General features: G+C 40.2%; 16 protein-coding genes and 1 other RNA gene. 9 read left to right on the forward strand and 8 right to left on the reverse strand.

Features of this window, described 5'->3' with window-relative positions; genetic code table 11:
• Nucleotides 1-11 precede the first annotated feature (11 nt).
• The 7 genes from serC (at nt 12) to BN1875_RS05150 (ending at nt 9,651) form a co-directional block, all read left to right on the forward strand.
• Nucleotides 12-1,100, forward strand: coding sequence for a 3-phosphoserine/phosphohydroxythreonine transaminase (gene serC, locus BN1875_RS05120; protein ID WP_048603778.1), 1,089 nt, complete (start codon nt 12-14; stop codon nt 1,098-1,100).
• On the forward strand, nt 1,087-2,268 hold the full coding sequence (locus tag BN1875_RS05125; RefSeq protein ID WP_048603779.1) for a phosphoglycerate dehydrogenase: 1,182 nt from the start codon (nt 1,087-1,089) through the stop codon (nt 2,266-2,268). Before serC ends, BN1875_RS05125 begins: the two co-directional genes overlap by 14 nt.
• Nucleotides 2,268-3,485 carry a DUF1015 domain-containing protein gene (locus BN1875_RS05130; protein WP_048603780.1) on the forward strand — a complete coding sequence of 406 codons (1,218 nt, stop codon included), beginning with the start codon at nt 2,268-2,270 and terminating at the stop codon, nt 3,483-3,485. Before BN1875_RS05125 ends, BN1875_RS05130 begins: the two co-directional genes overlap by 1 nt.
• 90 nt (nt 3,486-3,575) lie before the next feature.
• Nucleotides 3,576-4,427, forward strand: coding sequence for a helix-turn-helix domain-containing protein (locus BN1875_RS05135; RefSeq protein ID WP_048603781.1), 852 nt, complete (start codon nt 3,576-3,578; stop codon nt 4,425-4,427).
• Between the two features lie 169 nt (nt 4,428-4,596).
• Complete coding sequence (locus BN1875_RS05140) at nt 4,597-6,024, forward strand: glycoside hydrolase family 1 protein (protein WP_048603782.1); 1,428 nt, start codon at nt 4,597-4,599, stop codon at nt 6,022-6,024.
• Nucleotides 6,025-6,050: 26 nt separating this feature from the next.
• Complete coding sequence (locus BN1875_RS05145; RefSeq protein ID WP_048603783.1) at nt 6,051-7,457, forward strand: PTS transporter subunit EIIC; 1,407 nt, start codon at nt 6,051-6,053, stop codon at nt 7,455-7,457.
• A gap of 64 nt (nt 7,458-7,521) precedes the next feature.
• Nucleotides 7,522-9,651: a glycoside hydrolase family 65 protein gene (locus tag BN1875_RS05150; RefSeq protein ID WP_048603784.1), complete on the forward strand. Its 2,130-nt coding sequence runs from the start codon at nt 7,522-7,524 to the stop codon at nt 9,649-9,651.
• Nucleotides 9,652-9,715: 64 nt separating this feature from the next.
• Here BN1875_RS05150 and BN1875_RS05155 read toward each other — a convergent pair whose 3' ends face one another.
• The 3 genes from BN1875_RS05155 to BN1875_RS05165 form a co-directional block, all read right to left on the reverse strand.
• The gene (locus BN1875_RS05155; RefSeq protein WP_048603785.1) at nt 9,716-10,405 is read right to left on the reverse strand and encodes a YoaK family protein; all 690 of its coding nucleotides are present in this window, start codon (nt 10,403-10,405) and stop codon (nt 9,716-9,718) included.
• 129 nt (nt 10,406-10,534) lie between these two features.
• The gene (locus tag BN1875_RS05160; protein ID WP_048603786.1) at nt 10,535-11,044 is read right to left on the reverse strand and encodes a type 1 glutamine amidotransferase domain-containing protein; all 510 of its coding nucleotides are present in this window, start codon (nt 11,042-11,044) and stop codon (nt 10,535-10,537) included.
• 99 nt (nt 11,045-11,143) lie between these two features.
• On the reverse strand, nt 11,144-12,757 hold the full coding sequence (locus BN1875_RS05165; RefSeq protein ID WP_048603787.1) for an FAD-dependent oxidoreductase: 1,614 nt from the start codon (nt 12,755-12,757) through the stop codon (nt 11,144-11,146).
• A 189-nt stretch (nt 12,758-12,946) separates the two neighbouring features.
• Between BN1875_RS05165 and BN1875_RS05170 the strand changes: the two genes are divergently transcribed.
• Nucleotides 12,947-13,294 (forward strand): DUF6054 family protein, encoded by a 348-nt coding sequence (locus BN1875_RS05170; RefSeq protein ID WP_048603788.1) that lies wholly within the window; start codon nt 12,947-12,949, stop codon nt 13,292-13,294.
• Between the two features lie 321 nt (nt 13,295-13,615).
• The gene (locus BN1875_RS05175; protein ID WP_048603789.1) at nt 13,616-15,076 is read left to right on the forward strand and encodes a peptide MFS transporter; all 1,461 of its coding nucleotides are present in this window, start codon (nt 13,616-13,618) and stop codon (nt 15,074-15,076) included.
• 321 nt (nt 15,077-15,397) lie between these two features.
• Here BN1875_RS05175 and BN1875_RS05180 read toward each other — a convergent pair whose 3' ends face one another.
• The 5 genes from BN1875_RS05180 to BN1875_RS05195 form a co-directional block, all read right to left on the reverse strand.
• Entirely contained in the window at nt 15,398-15,919 is a 522-nt protein-coding gene (locus tag BN1875_RS05180) for a GNAT family N-acetyltransferase (RefSeq protein WP_048603790.1), read from the reverse strand.
• A gap of 148 nt (nt 15,920-16,067) precedes the next feature.
• Nucleotides 16,068-16,538 (reverse strand): universal stress protein, encoded by a 471-nt coding sequence (locus BN1875_RS05185; RefSeq protein ID WP_048603791.1) that lies wholly within the window; start codon nt 16,536-16,538, stop codon nt 16,068-16,070.
• Nucleotides 16,539-16,610: 72 nt separating this feature from the next.
• Nucleotides 16,611-16,883 carry a hypothetical protein gene (locus BN1875_RS05190; protein WP_048603792.1) on the reverse strand — a complete coding sequence of 91 codons (273 nt, stop codon included), beginning with the start codon at nt 16,881-16,883 and terminating at the stop codon, nt 16,611-16,613.
• Nucleotides 16,884-17,025: 142 nt separating this feature from the next.
• A non-coding RNA gene (ssrS, locus tag BN1875_RS13375) (6S RNA) lies at nt 17,026-17,220 on the reverse strand.
• Between the two features lie 75 nt (nt 17,221-17,295).
• The gene (locus BN1875_RS05195) at nt 17,296-18,594 is read right to left on the reverse strand and encodes a replication-associated recombination protein A (protein WP_048603793.1); all 1,299 of its coding nucleotides are present in this window, start codon (nt 18,592-18,594) and stop codon (nt 17,296-17,298) included.
• Nucleotides 18,595-18,718: the final 124 nt, after the last annotated feature.

Here is an 18,718-nt window from a genome sequence, read left to right on the forward strand (position 1 = left end):
AGCAGAAGTGTATGACGATTTATAACTTTTCAGCCGGCCCAGCCGTATTACCCAAAGAAGTGCTGGCAAAAGCGCAATCCGAATTTCTAGATTATCAAATGAGCGGGATGTCTGTGATGGAGTTGAGTCATCGTTCCTCCTTATTTGATCAGATTATTAAAACTGCCGAAAAAAATTTACGGGAATTGATGGCGATTCCTGCTAATTATCGTGTTTTATTTTTACAAGGGGGCGCTAGTCTGCAATTTACAATGGTACCGTTAAATCTTGCGCAAGGAAAAAAAGCCCTGTATGTCAATACCGGTGTGTGGTCAAAAAAAGCAATCGCTGCCGCAAAAGCAATTGAAAAGGTTGATGTGGAAGTCATCGCTTCCAGCGAAGATCGAAATTTCAGCTACATTCCTGAAATAACAATTGATCAAATCGATCAGCGTGCAGCCTATTTGCATATTACCACCAATAATACGATTGCCGGAACAGCCTATCAAACAATTCCAAATGCTGGAAAAGTTCCAATTGTAGCAGATATGTCTTCAAATATTTTGGCGAATGACTACAATGTAGAAGATTTTGGACTGATTTATGCAGGAGCGCAAAAAAATATTGGTCCAGCCGGTTTGACCGTGGTGATTGTTCGGGAAGATTTGTTGGAGCAAAAGGTGTTTGCCCCCATGCTGGATTACAAATTACAGGTAGATAACGCTTCATTGTATAATACACCACCAACCTACAGTATCTATATTGCCAAGCTAGTTTTTGAGTGGTTGAAGGAAAAAAGGGGCGTACCAGCAATTTTAGAAGCAGATCGTAAAAAAGCAGCCCTTCTTTACGAAGCCATTGAACACTCAGCCCTCTTTTCTAGTCCAGTTGAAAAAGAGAGCCGTTCGATCACAAATATTCCTTTTGTGACGGGGAACACTGATTTGGATCAACAGTTTGTTCGATTTGCAGAAGAAGCTGGTTTGATCAATTTGAAAGGACACCGTTCCGTTGGGGGAATGCGGGCAAGTTTATACAATGCTTTTCCTGAAGCAGGTGTATTGAAGTTGATTGAATGCATGAAAGAATTTGAAGGGAGACAAGCCAATGTTCCAGATTAAAACATTTAATGCGATTGCCCCAGAAGGTATGAGCCGTTTTGACGAAAATTATTTGATTAACGAAAGTGAAAATCCGGATGGAATTATTTTACGCAGTCAAAAACTTCACGACTATGCCTTTCCTGAGTCGGTAGTGGGTGTTGCAAGAGCCGGAGCCGGCACCAATAACATTCCTGTTGATCGTTGCACACAGCAAGGAATCGTGGTATTTAATACACCCGGTGCCAATGCCAACGCAGTCAAGGAATTGGTGATTGCCAGCTTACTGCTTTCCGTGCGCCCTATTTTGCAAGGGGCTCAGTGGGTCCAAACGTTATCCGGTCCAAATGTTGAAGAACAGGCCGAAGCACAAAAAAGTCAGTTTGCCGGTACGGAATTGGAAGGAAAGCGATTAGGAATCATTGGCTTGGGGGCAATCGGTGCGATGGTTGCCAACGATGCCTATCGTTTAGGAATGGAAGTCATGGGCTACGATCCTTACGTTTCGGTTGATACAGCATGGAGCATTTCCAGACGGGTCAAACGGGCGGCAGATTTGTTCGAGATTTTCAAAAATTGTGATTTTATCACGCTTCATGTACCTTTGATGGAAAATACCCATCATCTGATCAGCACGGCAGAACTGGCACAAATGAAGCCTACTGCTAAACTGTTTAATTTTTCTAGAGGAGAAATCGTGGATACCACGGCTGTTTTGACAGCATTGGATGCAGGTGAGCTTGCCGGTTTTACGACAGATTTTGCCGATGAAAAATTATTGAATCATAAAAAAGTTTTGGTACTGCCCCATTTAGGTGCCTCAACAGAAGAAGCCGAGGTCAACTGTGCCAAAATGGCAGCTCGAACATTGAAACGATTTTTAGAAACCGGAACAATCAAACGCTCAGTGAATTTTCCTTCAGTGGAAATGGCGTTTCAATCTCCCTATCGGATAACGGTGATCAATCGCAATGTACCGAATATGCTTGGTCAAATTTCTTCGACGATTGCTGAAATGGGTATCAATATTGATAACATGGTCAACCGTGGACAGGAAGACTATGCCTATACCCTGATCGATATTCAAGAAACGAATCCAGAAAAAGCAGAAAAGGTTGCTGGAAAATTACGGGAAAATCCGGATATTTTGCGGGTTCGCGTTATTAAACAACCGGAAGGAGGATACTGATGGTTCAAATTCGTCCCTTTCGCGGCGTTCGTCCGCCTGCTGAATTAGCAGAAAAAGTTGCGGCATTGCCATATGACGTGGTCAACAGTCAAGAGGCAGAGCAATTAGCTGCCGAGAATCCCTACAGTTTTTTTCATATCGACAAAGCTGAAATTGATTTGCCGGAAACCATTGATCCCTATGACGAGCAAGTTTATCAAAAAGCAGCCGAAAATTTTGCCGACTTTCGAAGAAAAAACTGGCTGATAAAAGAAGAACAGCCTGTCTTTTATCTTTATCAATTAACCATGGGGACCCGTAGTCAAACAGGATTGGTGGTCTGCACGTCAATTGAAGATTATTTGGCAAAAAAAATCAAAAAACATGAATATACCCGACCAGAAAAAGAACTGGACCGCATTCGTCATATTGAAGCCTGTGACGCCAATACCAGTCCGATTTTTTTAAGCTACCGCAAAGAAACCGCTATTCAATCGATCATTGATCAGTGGCAAGCTGCTCATGCGCCTCTTTATGACTTTACCAGCTTCCATGAGGTAACTCATACAGTTTGGTCAATGGATGATCAGAAAACCATCGACGAATTGGTGGGTCTGTTTGCGGATGTGCCAGCACTTTATATCGCTGATGGGCATCATCGGACAGAGTCGGCAGTTAAAGTTGGAAAAGAAAAAAAGGGCAGCAGCCCAGAAAGTGATGTTTTTTTATCGATTATTTTTCCGGATGATCAACTGGCAATCTGGGAGTACAATCGGGTATTGAAGGTAACCATCCCGGATGATTTTCTTTCACAGCTTCAAGAAAATTTTGTCGTTGAAAAAAGCGAAAAAGTAAAACCGGAGAAACCGGGAGAATTTCAACTATTTTGGGAGAGTGAATGGTATCGTCTAGCCATCAAGCCTGAAAAAATCCCAGCTTCCGTAGTCGAAAGTTTGGATGTTTCTTTGTTGCAAACCTACGTCTTTGAAAATATTTTTGGGATTCAGGATGTTCGTACCGATCCCCGCATCGATTTTATTGGAGGCATTCGTGGCAGTGAGGAATTGGAACGCTTAGTTAAACAGGAGGAGTGGAATTTGGCTTTTTCTCTTTATCCCACTGCGATGAAAGATTTATTGGCTGTGGCAGATGCCAATGAAATTATGCCGCCAAAGTCCACATGGTTCGAACCAAAATTATTAAGCGGCTTGTTTTTACATGAGTTGGAGACGCGATGAATAGAATCGTTTGAAACAAAAACCAGTTTAGCTGGTTTTTGTTTTGTCGATAATTTGCTATCCTTAGAAATAAACGAGAAGGAGATTACGATGGCGATATATTTGGAGATGCCAAATTTGAATAAGGATTTTCCGTTTCGAACGTTGGTCAACGACGGGAATATTCTAACGACCCCTCATTGGCACAGAGAAATTGAATTAATCTATGTCACTAAAGGTAAAATTTCTTTAGGGGTGGATGATGTACCCTATAAATTATCGCAGGGAGAAATCGCGTTTATCAGTAGCGGGGTGATCCACTATGTTTTGGCTTCTCCTGGAAGCGAGCGGCAGGTTTACCAATTTGATTTGTCTTACTTTACTGCTTTAAATAAAGAAAATATTGATGTAATGGAAATATTTTCAAAATTGCAACCGGTGAGCACGGATTGGTCCAAACAAACAGAAATCGAAATTCAAAAGTTGTTGGAATCAATCGATAAAGAGATGAGCACTTCTGAACCGGGCTATCAATTTGCAGTAAAAGCCGCTATTTATCGCTTGATCACCATTTTGATAAGAGAAATCCCTAAAAAAGAAAGAAAGGCAAAGAAAATAAATCCAACAAATAATGAAGAGGTGTTGGAGCGGCTGGATGGTATTTTTCGTTACGTGGAGAAATACTATAAGGAGCCGATTTCACTGCAAAAAATCGCAGATATTTCTGGATACAGCACCTTTTATTTCACCAAATTTTTTAAAAAAAATACAGGGAAAACTTTTTTGACGTTTCTAAATGATTATCGAATTGATAAAGCAAAATGGTTGCTAATCAACAGTGATTATCCAGTTTCTGAAATTATTTCCGAAACCGGTTTTGAAAGTGATAAAACATTTTATCGTCTATTTAAAAAGACAATGAAAATGCCGCCGTTGGATTATCGAAACAAGATGAAATTATAAAGATCAAGGGACAAGCTTCAGTTGGATAAAAGAAGCTTGTTTTTTTAGCACAATATTTGAGAATAAAAAAGCAATTCTTGGGGAGTGAAAGCGATCCCCGATGTTTTATAATGCCAATGTAATCGATAGCAAAGAAAATAATTTGAGGAACAAAGAGGAGTATTTTTATATGAGAAATCGGTTTTTATGGGGAGGCGCAATCTCTGCTGCCCAAAGTGAAGGCGCTTATTTAGAAAAGGGACGGTTACCGTCAAATTTTGATTTTTTACCGTTGGACGATCGCCGTTTAAAAGCAGTATATAAGAATGATTCAGAATCATTGTTGCATTCAACAACGAAAGATATTTATCCAAGCAGATTTGGAAACGGTTTTTTTCAGCATTACGAAGATGATATCGAACTACTGAAGGAACTAGGTGTTAATAGTTTTCGTTTTTCTATCTCTTGGTCAAGAATTTTTCCAACTGGGGAAGAGGAAGAACCCAACGAAGAAGGCTTACAGTTTTACGACGATCTGCTGACGAAATTAGAAGAAGCAAAGATTGAACCCATCGTGACATTGAGTCATTTTGAAATCCCAATCACTCTTGTGGAAAAATATAATGGGTGGGAAAATCGAAAGGTTATCGGGCTCTTTTTAAATTATGCGAAGGCAGTCATGACAAGATTTTCGAAACGAGTGAAATATTGGATTCCTTTTAATGAAATGAATATGGTCTTGCATATTCCTTACATTGGCGGTGGAGTACTGTTTGAAGAAAAGAAGGATAATCTGTCCATTCAGTTTCAAGCGGGGCATCATCAATTGTTGGCCAATGCGCTGACTGTCCAATTAGGGAAGGAAATCAATCCTGAAATGGAATTTGGTGCGATGCTGGCAGCCGGAAAGACCTATGCTTATACTTGCAATCCCAAAGATGTATTTGCGGCGTTGAAACAAGATCGGGAGAACCTCATGTTTTCTGACGTTCAGGTCTTCGGCGAATATCCCCACTTTTTCAAAAATTATCTAAAGGAAAAAAATATTTCCTTAGTAACTACGGATCAAGACAATGAAATTTTGAAAGAGAATACCGTCGATTTTGTTTCATTCAGCTATTATTCAAGTGCTTGTACTGCAGAAAATGAAGCGGGAATCGATCGAACGGCGACAAATGGCTATACGACCTTGCGAAATCCATATTTACCAAAAAGTCAGAGTGTTTGGCAAATCGATCCATTAGGGTTGCGAATCACCCTAAATCAGCTTTATGAACGTTACAAAAAACCGCTGTTTATTGTTGAAAACGGTTTGGGTGTTCAAGATGAGTTTAAGAATGGAAAAATTTCAGATTCCTATCGTATTGATTATTTAAAGGAGCATCTTAAAAATATGCTTTTAGCTATTGAGGAAGATGGCGTTGATCTGATGGGGTATTTAATTTGGGGCATCATTGATTTGCCAAGCGTTAGTGAAGGAAAAATAAGTAAACGCTACGGCGTTATCTATGTGGATCAAAATGATGTGAATGAAGGAACCCATAATCGATATAAGAAAGATAGTTTTAATTTTTATCAAAAAGTCATTGCATCAAATGGCACCTATGTCTTTGAATAGATCTTAGAAAGAAAGAGGGAGAAAACATGAGTAATTACGAAGAATTATCTAAAGCAATCATAAAAGAACTTGGAGGCAAAGAAAATATTAATTTCGCCGTCCACTGTGCGACTCGTCTGCGCTTCAATTTGAAAGATCCTAAAGCAGTCAATGAACAACAACTTGAAAAAGTTCAAGGCGTTGTTGGTATCAATCCGACACCAACTCAATTTCAAGTAATTATTGGCAGCCATGTAGCAGACGTTTTTGATGAAGTTGTGAAACAAGGCGTTATCAATGGAGACACAGAAGGAAAAGAAGTTGAGGTAAAAAATGACAAGCAGGCGAGTGTTTTTGATAAAATCATCGACACGATCACCGGCTGTATGACCCCAATGATTCCAGCATTGACAGCTGCTGGGATGATCAAGGTTATCTTGTCACTTTCAACGACCTTTCACTGGTTGTCAAATGAATCTGCTACTTACCGTGTATTAGATTTCATTGGCGATGGTGCATTTTATTTCATGCCGATTTTGTTAGCGGTTTTTGCAGCAAATAAATTTAAAGTCAATACGTCTATTGCTATTATTGTTGTCGGTGTTTTTCTACATCCAAACTTTACTAGTTGGGTCACATCCGGTGATCCCATTTCCTTTATCGGCTTACCGATTCAAGGCGTCAGCTATGCAGCATCAGTTATTCCAGCTTTATTGACTGTTTGGATGATGTCATACATTGAAAAATTAGTTGATCGAATTACTCCAAAAGCACTTAAAATTATTTTGAATCCAACCTTGGTTTTATTGATAACGGCTCCATTAGCATTGATTGTTATCGGTCCTTTAGGAAATTATGCAGGTCAAGGATTAGCTTGGGTCATTAACTTACTTGAAGGAAAATTAGGATTTATTATGGTTGCTCTATTGGCTGCAGCAATGCCATTCATCGTAATGACAGGAATGCACCATGCCTTGACACCAATCTTTGTTGCTTCATTTGCAGCTACTGGTACAGAGTCCCTAATCTTGGTTGCGCAAGTTTGTGCGAACCTCGCACAAGGGGGAGCAACATTAGCCGTTGCTTTGAAATCAAAAGACAGAAATGTAAAATCGTTGGCAACGGCAGCTGGAGTCTCAGCCATCATGGGGATCACAGAACCGGCATTGTATGGGGTGACCATGAAATATAAAAAACCACTGATTGCGGCTTGTATCAGTGCCGGCATTGCTGGTTGTTTCGCTGGATTGATGCATGTCACATTGTACGTGCCGCAAAATAGTTTAATGGCAATCCTTGGCTTTTCTGGTGACAAAGGAACTGCAAATGTGATAGCAGGTGTAACAATGATGCTGGCTTCCGTCGTTCTCTCTTTTATTCTGACCTGGTTCTTACAAAAGGAAAATCCAGCAGTTACAGAAGAAGATTCCACTGCAAATCTAGTTAAAGCCTAATTAAAATTGTAGGACGGGAATCCGTTCTACAATTTTTCATCATAAAGAATAGTGAGGGAACAGGATGAAGATTTTTTTAAATGATTATGCTAAAGAAACATTAGAAAAAGCAGAAAGCTTATTCTTCAACGGAAATGGCTTTCTAGGAGTCAGAGGAAATTTAGAAGAAGATTATTATGATCATTTTTCTACGAATCGTGAAACCTATATCAATGGTTTTTATGAAACAAAAGCAATTCATTACCCAGAAAAAATGCACGGCTTTACTCCGATTGGGGAATCAATGGTCAGTGTAATCGATGGTCAAACGACGCTAATCACGATTGGTGGGGAACGATTTACTATCGAATCAGGAAAAATCAGCCACTCGAAACACTATATTGACTTGGAGAAAGGAATAACGGTTCGAGAACTGCAATGGGAATCACCAAAAGGAAAAATAACGAAAATCACCATTTCCCGCTTGGCGTCTTTTTCCTTTAAAAATCTTTTTTCAATGCAATTTGAATTTGAAAAGATCAATCATGACTTGCCAATCGAAATTGAGACTCATTTGAACTTTAATCCAATTCGAACCGTTGATAAAAATGACCCTAGAATTAGTCATGACACCCACCAATTAGTAATTAATCACATTGATTTGCCTCACAATTTTTATACCTTTTCCACAGAAAAATCAAAACTGACGGGTGAATTGCGCTGGAAAATCGAAGGAGAATCGGTGAGTGGAAAAATTGAAAAAGAGCGTATTATTCTTTCCACGACGCTTCAAGGAACAACCTACACAAAGACGTTAAGTTATACTGCTCGGGGATACAGGCATGAAGGGTTAGACCTTTCCTTTTCTGAATTAGCGCAGGAACAGGAGAACTATCTAACCGAATTTTGGCAAGATGCAAAGGTAGAGATCGTCAGCGATGATGGATTGGAAGAAAGCGTCAATTATAGTACATTTGCTTTGTTGCAGTCTGCTGGAATTGACGGGCAAAGCAGCGTGGCAGCAAAAGGATTAAGTGGCAGCGGCTATGAAGGCCATTATTTTTGGGATACGGAAATGTACATTTTCCCAGTCTTTCTTCATCTGCAACCAACCATCGCAAAGAAAATTTTGGAATTTAGATACCACCTGCTAGAAAAAGCAAAAGAAAATCGGTCTTTATTTGGTTATCAAACCGGGGCTCTTTATCCGTGGCGAACGATTTCCGGCAGTGAGTCCTCTGCCTTTTTTGAAGCAGGCTCAGCGCAGCATCACATCAACGCAGACATTGCTTACGCCTTCATCTCCTATTATCAGTATACCCGTGATCTGAAGTTCATGTTTGAACAAGGATTTGAGGTATTACTTGAAACAGCTCGAGTATTTAAAGAAATCGGTTATCTTAAAAAGGGTGTGTTCCACATCGATAAAGTAACCGGACCAGATGAATACACGGTATTGGTCAATGACAATTATTATACGAATAAAATTGTTGCCCACCAGTTTAAATGGATCGGTCGTTTTGCTGATTTATTCGCTGAAGAAGACGCTGAGCGTTGGCAAAAGTTATGTGGGCAATTAGGTTTAACAGATGATGAACTTGAAGCCTATCGGTGTTATGGAGAGTCTATGGCATTGCCTTTTAATGAAGAATTAGAAATCATTGCTCAAGACAGAGACTTTTTAAATAAGGAATTTTGGCCATTATCAAAAGAAGAAACACATTACCCATTGCTGTTGAATTATCATCCTCTTATGATTTATCGGTATCAAATAAGCAAACAAGCAGATGCCGTTTTAGCCTTGATGTTGTTTGAAAAAGAATTTGAGAAAACGACGATTGAAAAAAGTATCGCTTATTATGATCGCGTAACTACCCATGATTCTTCTCTTTCCTACTCCGCATTTTCGATTGTTTACAGTCGGCTAGGCAATCTTAAAAAAGCCTATGAGTACTTTTTAGAAAATGCGCGCATCGATTTGGATAATACACATAACAACACAAAAGATGGCATTCATACAGCGTCTATGGGGGGAACTTTCATGACCATCGTCTATGGTTTCTGTCATTTAACTATTGAAGAGGACCAGTTAAAAGTCACCCCTAATCTGCCAGAAAAAATCAAAGAAATTCATTTTTCAACCTATTTTAAAGGGGAAAAATATCAGGTATCGGTTACCCATACAAGTGCCACCATTGAAAAAGTGGGAGAATGAAACGTATTCTATAGAAAAAACTCGAAGGAACAGCTTTTAGTCAGCGATTCCTTCGAGTTTTTAATTATTTGCGGGGTAAAAAGCGGTTGTCCCGGTAAAACCGAGCAATCATAATTGATTCGTAAATCGCTAAAAAAAGGAATAGGACGGTAATCAGCAGGACGGATTTGTAGCCAAACCAGTGGAAAAAAGCGACAGAGACGATTCCGCCACCGATAAAGGCAAGCACCACTCTTAGAAAATGCATGAAATTGTCCCAATCGTGAGTATCTTTGGTTTTTAGATAGTCATAAAGATTAGTAGCCACACCCTTTAAATTACCGGTCGTAAACAAGTTCGTATAAGCACGACCATCAATTTTATCAAAAGCAATCCATTGAATCGCCGCAGTAAAAGCAATCAGGATGGTCACAAGGGCAGGGGAATGATTGATCCCGGAAAAGCTGACCAAAAAGAAAATCAAAGCTTCATAATATAAAACAAATAATCGCCAAAAATGCAGTTCTTTTTTTCGAAAATAATCGATCAAAAACTTAGTCAACAAAATGCCCAAAAAGAAAAAAGATGTTGAAAGGATTTTCTTACCAACGTTGGACCAATCGCCGTCAAAGGCCTGAATAATCGCCAAAACGATATTACCGGTTTGTGCTGAAGCAAATGCGCCATAATGGATGTATGTGTAGGCGTCCATTGCACCTCCGATAAAAGTGAGGAGCAGTCCAACAAAGCGGTCCTCATGAAAAGATTGTTTCACAGTAGTCACCAACTTATCTATATACTGAAGCTATGTTACCACATATTTTCTGAAAATAATGCAGAAAAAAGAATTTGTCACTAAAAAAGGCAAACCACAGTGGCTTGCCAGTAAAAATTTTTTACAGTATTAGGTTGGTTCATTTAGTGCATTGACGATAGCGGCATTGAAGGCCTCTAAATCTCCGGGATTGCGGCTGGTGATTAAATTGTGATCAATGACTACAGGTTGATCTCTGACAGTAGCACCGGCATACATCAAATCAGGCAAAATGGATTCGTAGCCGGTCAACGTAAGATTAGGGAGCAGTTCAGTTTGAATAAAAATCTGTGGCCCATGACAGATAGCGAACACTGGTCGATGAGATTCTAAAAAATCTTTGGTCAGTTGAACATAGCGTTCATCGGTTCGTAGTTGATCTGGAGAAAAACCACCGGGAATCAGTAATGCGTCAAAATCTTGCCAAGAAATGCCGTCAATAGAAGTGTCTACCGGAAATTTTGTGCCTTTTTTACCAGTCACTGTGTCTTTTTCACTGATAATCACCATGTCATGTCCGGCATTTTCAAGGGCTTCCTTTGGTGAAGTTACCTCAATGTCTTCAACTAAATCGGTCATAATTACTGCTACTTTGCTCATTTTTTCGCCTCCTCTGATGTTATCTTTAATGGTAGAGAAGGGCTGAGAAAATTGCAATAAATTTGATTGCAGGTGCTAAAAAGAAGACGTTTTTGTTTCCTACTCTTCAATTAACAGGGCTTGGATGCCTTTGCCAGCTAGAATTCGTGCTGCATTATAAGGATTCAATCCTTTACGGAAAGTGATATACACTTTTTGATTGGTAGGGACTTCTGCTAAACGTTCCCGCAACACGCTGAGGGGAATGTTTTTTGTCGCCGGAACGGTTCCTGAAAGTGGCTTGTCGGCTTCACGAACATCAAGGAAAAAGGCGGTTTCGAAATCTTCTTTTGGGATGTCTTCCCGTTTAATCGTGACGATAGTGCTGTTCAACTGATTGATAGCAACATAACCAGCCGTATTCAGCGGATCACGAGTAGTTGAGTAAGGAGGAGAATAAGGCAACTCCAAATCCGGCAAATCAAATACCGTCAGGTTGCCGGTAATCGCAACGGAAAGTTCACCAATCCGTTTATCCACACCATTTTCGCCAACTGCTTGTCCACCTAAAATTTTTCCGGTAGTTTCTTCAAAAATCAGTTTTAGATTCAATCGTTTGGCATCAGGATAAAAATACGCATGATCAAATGGCGTAATGAAAATCGTTTTGTAATTCGTGATTCCAGCAGCTTTCAGCGTATGTTCAGTGTAGCCGACAAAACTAGCTGTCAAATCGAAAATTTTGGCAACTCCCGCTCCAATAAAGCCGCGGTAAGTCAATGGATTTCCGTTGATGATATCGGCTAGCAGATGCCCTTGACGATTTGCTCCACTGGAAAGCATGCTAGGGGTAGATAAACCGGTGATCCAGCTTGTCGTCTCGATCACATCCCCGATTGCATAAATATCAGGTACATTGGTAGCTAAGTGCTCATCCACGAGAATATGTTGATCTTCTGCTAATTGGATTCCTGCTGCGGCAGCTAATTCATTGTTTGGTTTGACACCAGCCGCAAAAATCAGCAGATCCGTTTCTAGTGTAGAACCGTCTGCCAAAACTAAGAGTTTACCTTCTTGCTGAATTTCAGTAACCGTTTCCTCCAATAATAGATGGACACCGTTTTTTTCCAGATGTTGATGGATAATTTCAGCAATCTCCGAATCATATGGAAACGCAACTTCTGGTAACTGGTCAATGACTGTCACATCAATCTTGCGGTGACGCAGATTTTCAGCAATTTCCAAACCGGCAACTCCTGCCCCGATAATCGTGGCTTTTTGCGGTTCTTTGGCAATCAGGAAGTCTTTGATTTCGGCTGCATCAGTCACATTGCGTAAAACAAACCCATTTTTGGCTGTTTTAATTCCTTTAATAGGAGGTAAAACAGCGTGCGAGCCGGATGAAATCACCAGCACATCATAGGGTGCTTGGTAACTTTCCTGTGTTTCAAGATTTTTGATTGTCACTTCTTTATTCGTAGGATCAATCGCAGTTACCTCATGACGAACGCGGACATCGATATTATTTTTATTTTTCAAAATCGCTGGGGTGCGCTCAATAAGAGAATCCAAATCAGTAATCACATCTCCCAAATAATAGGGTAATGCGCAACTGGCATAAGAAATATTTTCTCCCCGTTCGATCATTAAAATTTCAGCATTTTCATCCAAACGCCGCAAGCGGGTCGCAAAAGACGGACCGCCAGCGACTGCACCGATAACAACAACTTTCATTTTATTTCCTCCTTTATGTTCCGTGGTATAAATGGAACAAACATCCTTTTGTAAGCGAATCACTCTGCTTTAGCTTATAGTACAATGGCAACATGGTGACGGCAACTATTTATACTCCTCGTTTGAAAAAAGCTGGTATTTTAGAAAATAATTTCGTGGTATGATAATCAAAAAAAGGTGGGATGGAAGATGGCAAAGTATGAACGGCATTTGATTGGTGAATTTAAAGAGGTATTGAAAAGTTGCGAAAAAGCAATCATGGAGGGAAGTATGTCTGCCAGTTATGAAGACGGCAGTGATTTTTCTGCTGGTACGATCAACGTCGCAGTGCGGGTTTATGAACGGTACAGTGCTTTTGGCGGCAATCGTGTCAGTTTGAATCTGACACTGGTAGGTGAAGAAGATCGGATTTTTCTAACGGCGATTACTTCTGGCGGCAGTGAAGCCTTGATTTTCAAAGTGAATACCTTTGGGGAAGAAGCCTTTTTGGAAACTTTGACGAAAAAAATTGATGAGCAATACCCCCTTCAAAATTAATTCTTACAACAAAAGCTGGTGCTGTTCGTCTGGAAACGCCAGTTTTTTTATTTCCTATAAAATGAAAGAAGGCTCAGAAATAACCAAATTTTCTAAGGAAAACCGTTAAATAGGTTTTTCGTATCCAGGCTATCAAAGACTAGAAAAGGGAGGGATTTCGTTAGAAAATAAGCAGTGTTTTTAAAAGAGTACATTAAAAATAGATTTTAATAATTATATTTCTCACAGAGATTTTTTCTTGAATTTCCTAATAAATAAGAATAAACTATCCTTTGTGAATTTTCAGAAAATTTTTCAGTTTTTTTAGCAAAGGAGTCTTGTATGAATCAAGAAAAACCATTCATGGGGCAGCCAAGAGGGTTAGCCACTTTGTTCTTTACAGAAATGTGGGAACGATTTAGTTATTATGGTATGCGGGCGATTCTTTTATACTTTATGTATGATACCGTTACGAATGGCGGATTGGGCTTATCAAAACCTACTGCCGTAGCAATTATGTCGATTTATGGTTCACTGGTCTATATGTCCAGCATCGTTGGTGGTTGGATTTCTGACCGCCTGTTGGGTTCCCACAAAACCGTTTTTTATGGCGGGGTATTCATCATGATCGGACATATCGTGTTGGCGACACCTCTTGGGTTGCCGGCATTGTTTCTTTCAATGATATTAATTGTGATTGGAACAGGGATGTTAAAATCAAATGCTTCCGGAATGGTAGGGCATTTGTATGCACCGGAAGATTTGCGGCGAGACGCCGGTTTCTCTATTTTTTATATGGGAATCAATATCGGTGGGCTGTTAGCACCAATCATTGTCGGAATGCTTGGTCAAAATGTCAATTACCACTTAGGTTTTTCGATTGCGGCAATCGGGATGTTTATCGGTTTGGTCCAATATGTTATTCAAGGAAAAACGACCTTGGCACATATCGGTCAGGCACCGACGCATCCGTTAGTTGGTGCTGAGAAAAAGAAATTTTTCCGCGGCATCACATTAAGTCTGATTTTTGTGATCGTCTTGTTTGGCGGAGCCGCTGTTTTGAATCAACTGACTGTCAATTTCTTTATCAATAGTATCAGTGTTTTAGGAATTTTATTGCCAGTGTATTACTTTACCAAAATGTTGCGATCAAAAGATGTTACACCGGATGAAAAGAAAAAAGTATTGGCTTATATTCCACTTTTTCTTGCCGGTATCGTTTTTTGGTCATTGGAGGAGCAGGGTTCTTCAATTTTAGCCTTGTTTGCAGCAGAACGAACACAATCCACTTTATTTGGATTGACGATTCCTGCCAGCTTGTACCAATCATTGAATCCGTTATTTGTCGTGATTTTGACACCGGTCTTTGTGGGTTTATGGACTAAATTAGGACCCCGTCAGCCTAAGACAGAAGTAAAATTCGCTATTGGTTTAGTTTTAGCAGGCTTGTCCTTTATCTTATTGATGTTTCCAAGTCTGTTGTTTGGTGTCGGACAAAAAGTCAGCCCGATTTGGTTAGTGGCAAGCTTTTTCATCATGATTGCCGGAGAAATGTGTCTGTCACCGGTGGGCTTATCGGTCACCACTAAATTGGCACCGAAAGCGTTTGAAGCCCAAACCTTAGCAATTTGGTTATTGGCAGATGCATCTTCTCAAGCCATCAATGCCCAGATCGCACGTTTCTATACACCTTCCACAGAAGGCATGTATTTTGCTGTTGTCGGCGGCATCGCAGTCGTCGTAGGGATTTTACTTTACAGCGCAAAAAAACCGATCCGTCGTTTGATCGGAAATATTCATTAATAAAAAGAAGCATCTTTAAAATTTTGATAGGGTCCTCTTAGAGTAGACAGTGGAAATAAAAAAACTGTTTACTTTAAGAGGACCCTATTTATGCTACAAAAATCAAGCAATCAGTTCGAAAGGAAAAAGATATAATAATCAGGAAGATTTCAGACAACAGTCCCGTATTGGTCGGTTTTACTTCGTTGGAAACTCGTGCTTAATGGCAATCAGCGACACAAATAATTCAAAAGAAATGGACACCTACCGATAGCCATTTCATAACTATATTTTTTCTTGTAAGTTAAGCCCCCTGATTTTTAGATAGTTTTGCGTTCATAATTATTTAAACCATTCTTCGGCTAATATGCCGTATTCATATGTGTCCTGCCAGATAGGGCATCCAGCGGAATCTTTCTTGAAATAAATATTCTGGTGCAAATGTCCTTCCCTGCGCATTCCTAATCCTTCAAGCAACTTCCATGAAGCTTTGTTTAGAGGATTACACATGGCGATAACTCGGCGTGCGTTATGATTTTTAAAGATATCATTAACAACTGCTCGCGTAGCTTCCGCAGCATAACCTTTTCCATGATAATCTGCATTGAAAACATAGCCTAGTTCCCATGTATCAAATTTCTGGTTGGATAAATATAGATTGCCAATCAGTTTTTCGGTATCCTTCAGACATACCGCCCAAAAGTTGTTATCTTCAGACCGTTTTATTGCTTCCTGCTTGCTGGAAGCTTCTGTGAAGACTTCATATGGCTCGTATTTCACTACTACTTCTTGTGATAAATATGCGTATAAATCCTGCCAGTCATCAGGTGTAAATCGTCTTATTAATAAACGTTCGGTTTCCATGTCTAACTCCATATATTTATTTTTTTATTTTAAATTATAGCATATGCCTTTTGTACAAACATAGGCACACAAAAAAGCGGTTAGATTACTTTTAATAATCCATCCGCTTTTATTTTTTGTTTATTTGACAGAGACGACTAGGTTTCTTTTATTCGTCTTCTTTTACTACCTTATTGTTTAAATCTGTCCGTACCACCAATACATCACACGCCGCATTGCGAATTACGTATTCGGAAACGGAACCGATGAATAATCGTTCCACAGCATTCAAGCCGGTGGCACCGAGTAAAATTAAATCAACATGGTGTTCTTTTGGCAACTGTTTGGCAATGATCGGTTTTGGCGAACCGTATTCGATGACTGTGTCAATATCGGTACAATCTTGCCCTTTAGCGAAATTAACGTAATCATCCAGTGTTTTCTTAGCCATTTCTGTTGCTTGTTCTGCCAGCATACCGTCAAAGGATGAGACGGTTTGGAAGGCACGCGTGTCGATAACGTGGGCGATCACTAATTTTGCCTGGTTACGTTTGGCGACGTTTACCGCTTTTTTAAATGCCAGTTCTGCTTCACTAGAGCCATCAACGGCAACCATAATCGTCTTATATTGTTGTAACATACAAATCACTCTCCTTGCCCTTTTCTTTATTGTAGAACACTTCGAAAAAAAGGGAAAGGATTTAGGCAAGGACTACTTCATCTTTTTCGCAAGAGCAATGCCAAACACTGCCGCCAAAAGCAGCATCACTAACAAAAACATCAGCGTAACGAATGTATGATTGAAAAAGGCGATAAAAACCCCTAACAATCCTAAAAAGCCGTATGCCAGACCAAAACTTTGAAAAAAGCTTTGATTTTCTTCCTTTTCTTCGATTAAAGCAAAGAAGACCTCCTGCTTTTTCAATAAAAAATAGCTGACGGCAAATAAAACCAAAGAAACAACGAGAACCAATCCAGTGATCATTAAAAACGCTCCTTACATTTTTTTCTAACTAAAGTATAAGGAAAGGGAGTCATAATAGCAAACGCTTCTCGGAAAAGTTCTTTTAGAACATAAAAAAACAACCTGTCAAAAGACAGGTTGCACATTCTAAAAGAAGAATGGGGTAATATCCGTCGATGCCGTTATTCGTCCCGTAGTATTGATCCCGCAAATTCTAGCAGGTGGGTTCCATGGTCTAAGTCTCGAACTACCAAAAGAAAAGGCTTGTTACCAACTTTGACACAGGACGGATCCCAAGATATCAATAAAAATGTTCGGTCAACACACAAAAGGGATAACTCGTACATCACAGAATTCCCATCTCAATAATAGCACGTGACAGAAAAAGTAGCAACAAGAATGATTGCGTTTTTGAAACCGCTATCTCACTCGGCTATTTCTCGATTTTTGGTGTCTTGCCGCCTTGCTTTTTCCAGTCTTGGATTCGTTGATACTGTTGTCCTAACGCTTGTTCATATTTTCCGGTTCCTTTTGGATGATAGTAGGAAGCATGTTTGATTTTATCCGGCAAATATTGTTGGTCTACCCACGCATGTTCAAAGTTGTGGGGGTACTGATAGCCGACACCGCGATTCAATGCAGCAGCGCCTTTGTAATGGCTGTCTCGCAGATGATCCGGCACATCACCGGTTTTTCCGCTGCGGATATCAGCAATTGCATCATCCAGCGCCATCATCGCAGAATTAGATTTCGGCGAAAGACACAAATCCACCACAGAATTTGCTAAAGGAATACGGGCTTCCGGCAAACCTAAGCGTTCTGCCGCCAGTACAGCATCCACCGTTCGAGCGGCTGCGGGAGGATTCGCCAAGCCAATGTCTTCATAGCCAATCACCATCAATCGACGGCAAATAATTGCTAAATCTCCGGCTTCCACTAATCTTCCTAAATAATGTAAGGCTGCATCCACGTCACTGCCGCGAATTGATTTTTGAAAGGCAGAGATTACATCATAGTGGGCATCGCCATCCTTGTCATGGGTCAGCGCTTTTCGTTGGATGCACTCTTCGATAATTGACAGGGTAAGGTGAGTCACGCCATCCTCATTTGGGGTGGAACGAACCGCCAATTCCAACCCATTCAAGGCACTGCGCAAATCTCCGTTGGTGGCTCGAGAAAGGTGCAGTCGGGCATTCTCATCGATGACAACTTGTTTATCCCCTAATCCCCGTTCTTTGTCAGCTAACGCAGAGTCGATGGCGTGCAAAATATCGTCTTCATCCAACGGCTTTACTTCAAAAATTTGGGTTCGACTGCGGATGGCAGGACTGATGGTGATGTAGGGATTTTCGGTGGTGGCACCAATCAAAATGATTCTGCCGCTTTCCAAGTGGGGCAGCAAAAAATCTTGTTTTGTTTTATCCAGACGATGGACTTCATCCAATAATAAAATAACGGTACCGCTCATTTTGGCTTCTTCGGCAACAATCTGCAAATCTTTTTTTGTATCGGTTGCGGCATTCAGCATTCGAAAGGCATATTTTGTAGAGCCGGCGATCGCACTGGCGATACTGGTTTTTCCAGTGCCCGGTGGACCGTAAAGAATCATTGAGGACAACATTTTTGCTTCGACCATTCGCCGAATGATTTTTCCTGGTCCAACTAAATGCTGTTGTCCGACCACTTCATCTAAATTTCGTGGCCGCATACGATAGGCAAGTGGTTTTTGCATGTTTTTTCTCCTCGTTTAATGGATTAAAAATTCCTATTGTTTTTTGTTTTCATTATACCAAGCATAGCACAATTGCCAAAAAAAGAGTGCTTATTTCTTAACATTAGGCGCCAGACGTAGCAAC

It is taken from the genome of Enterococcus massiliensis, assembly GCF_001050095.1.
Taxonomy (GTDB): Bacteria; Bacillota; Bacilli; order Lactobacillales; family Enterococcaceae; genus Enterococcus_C; species Enterococcus_C songbeiensis.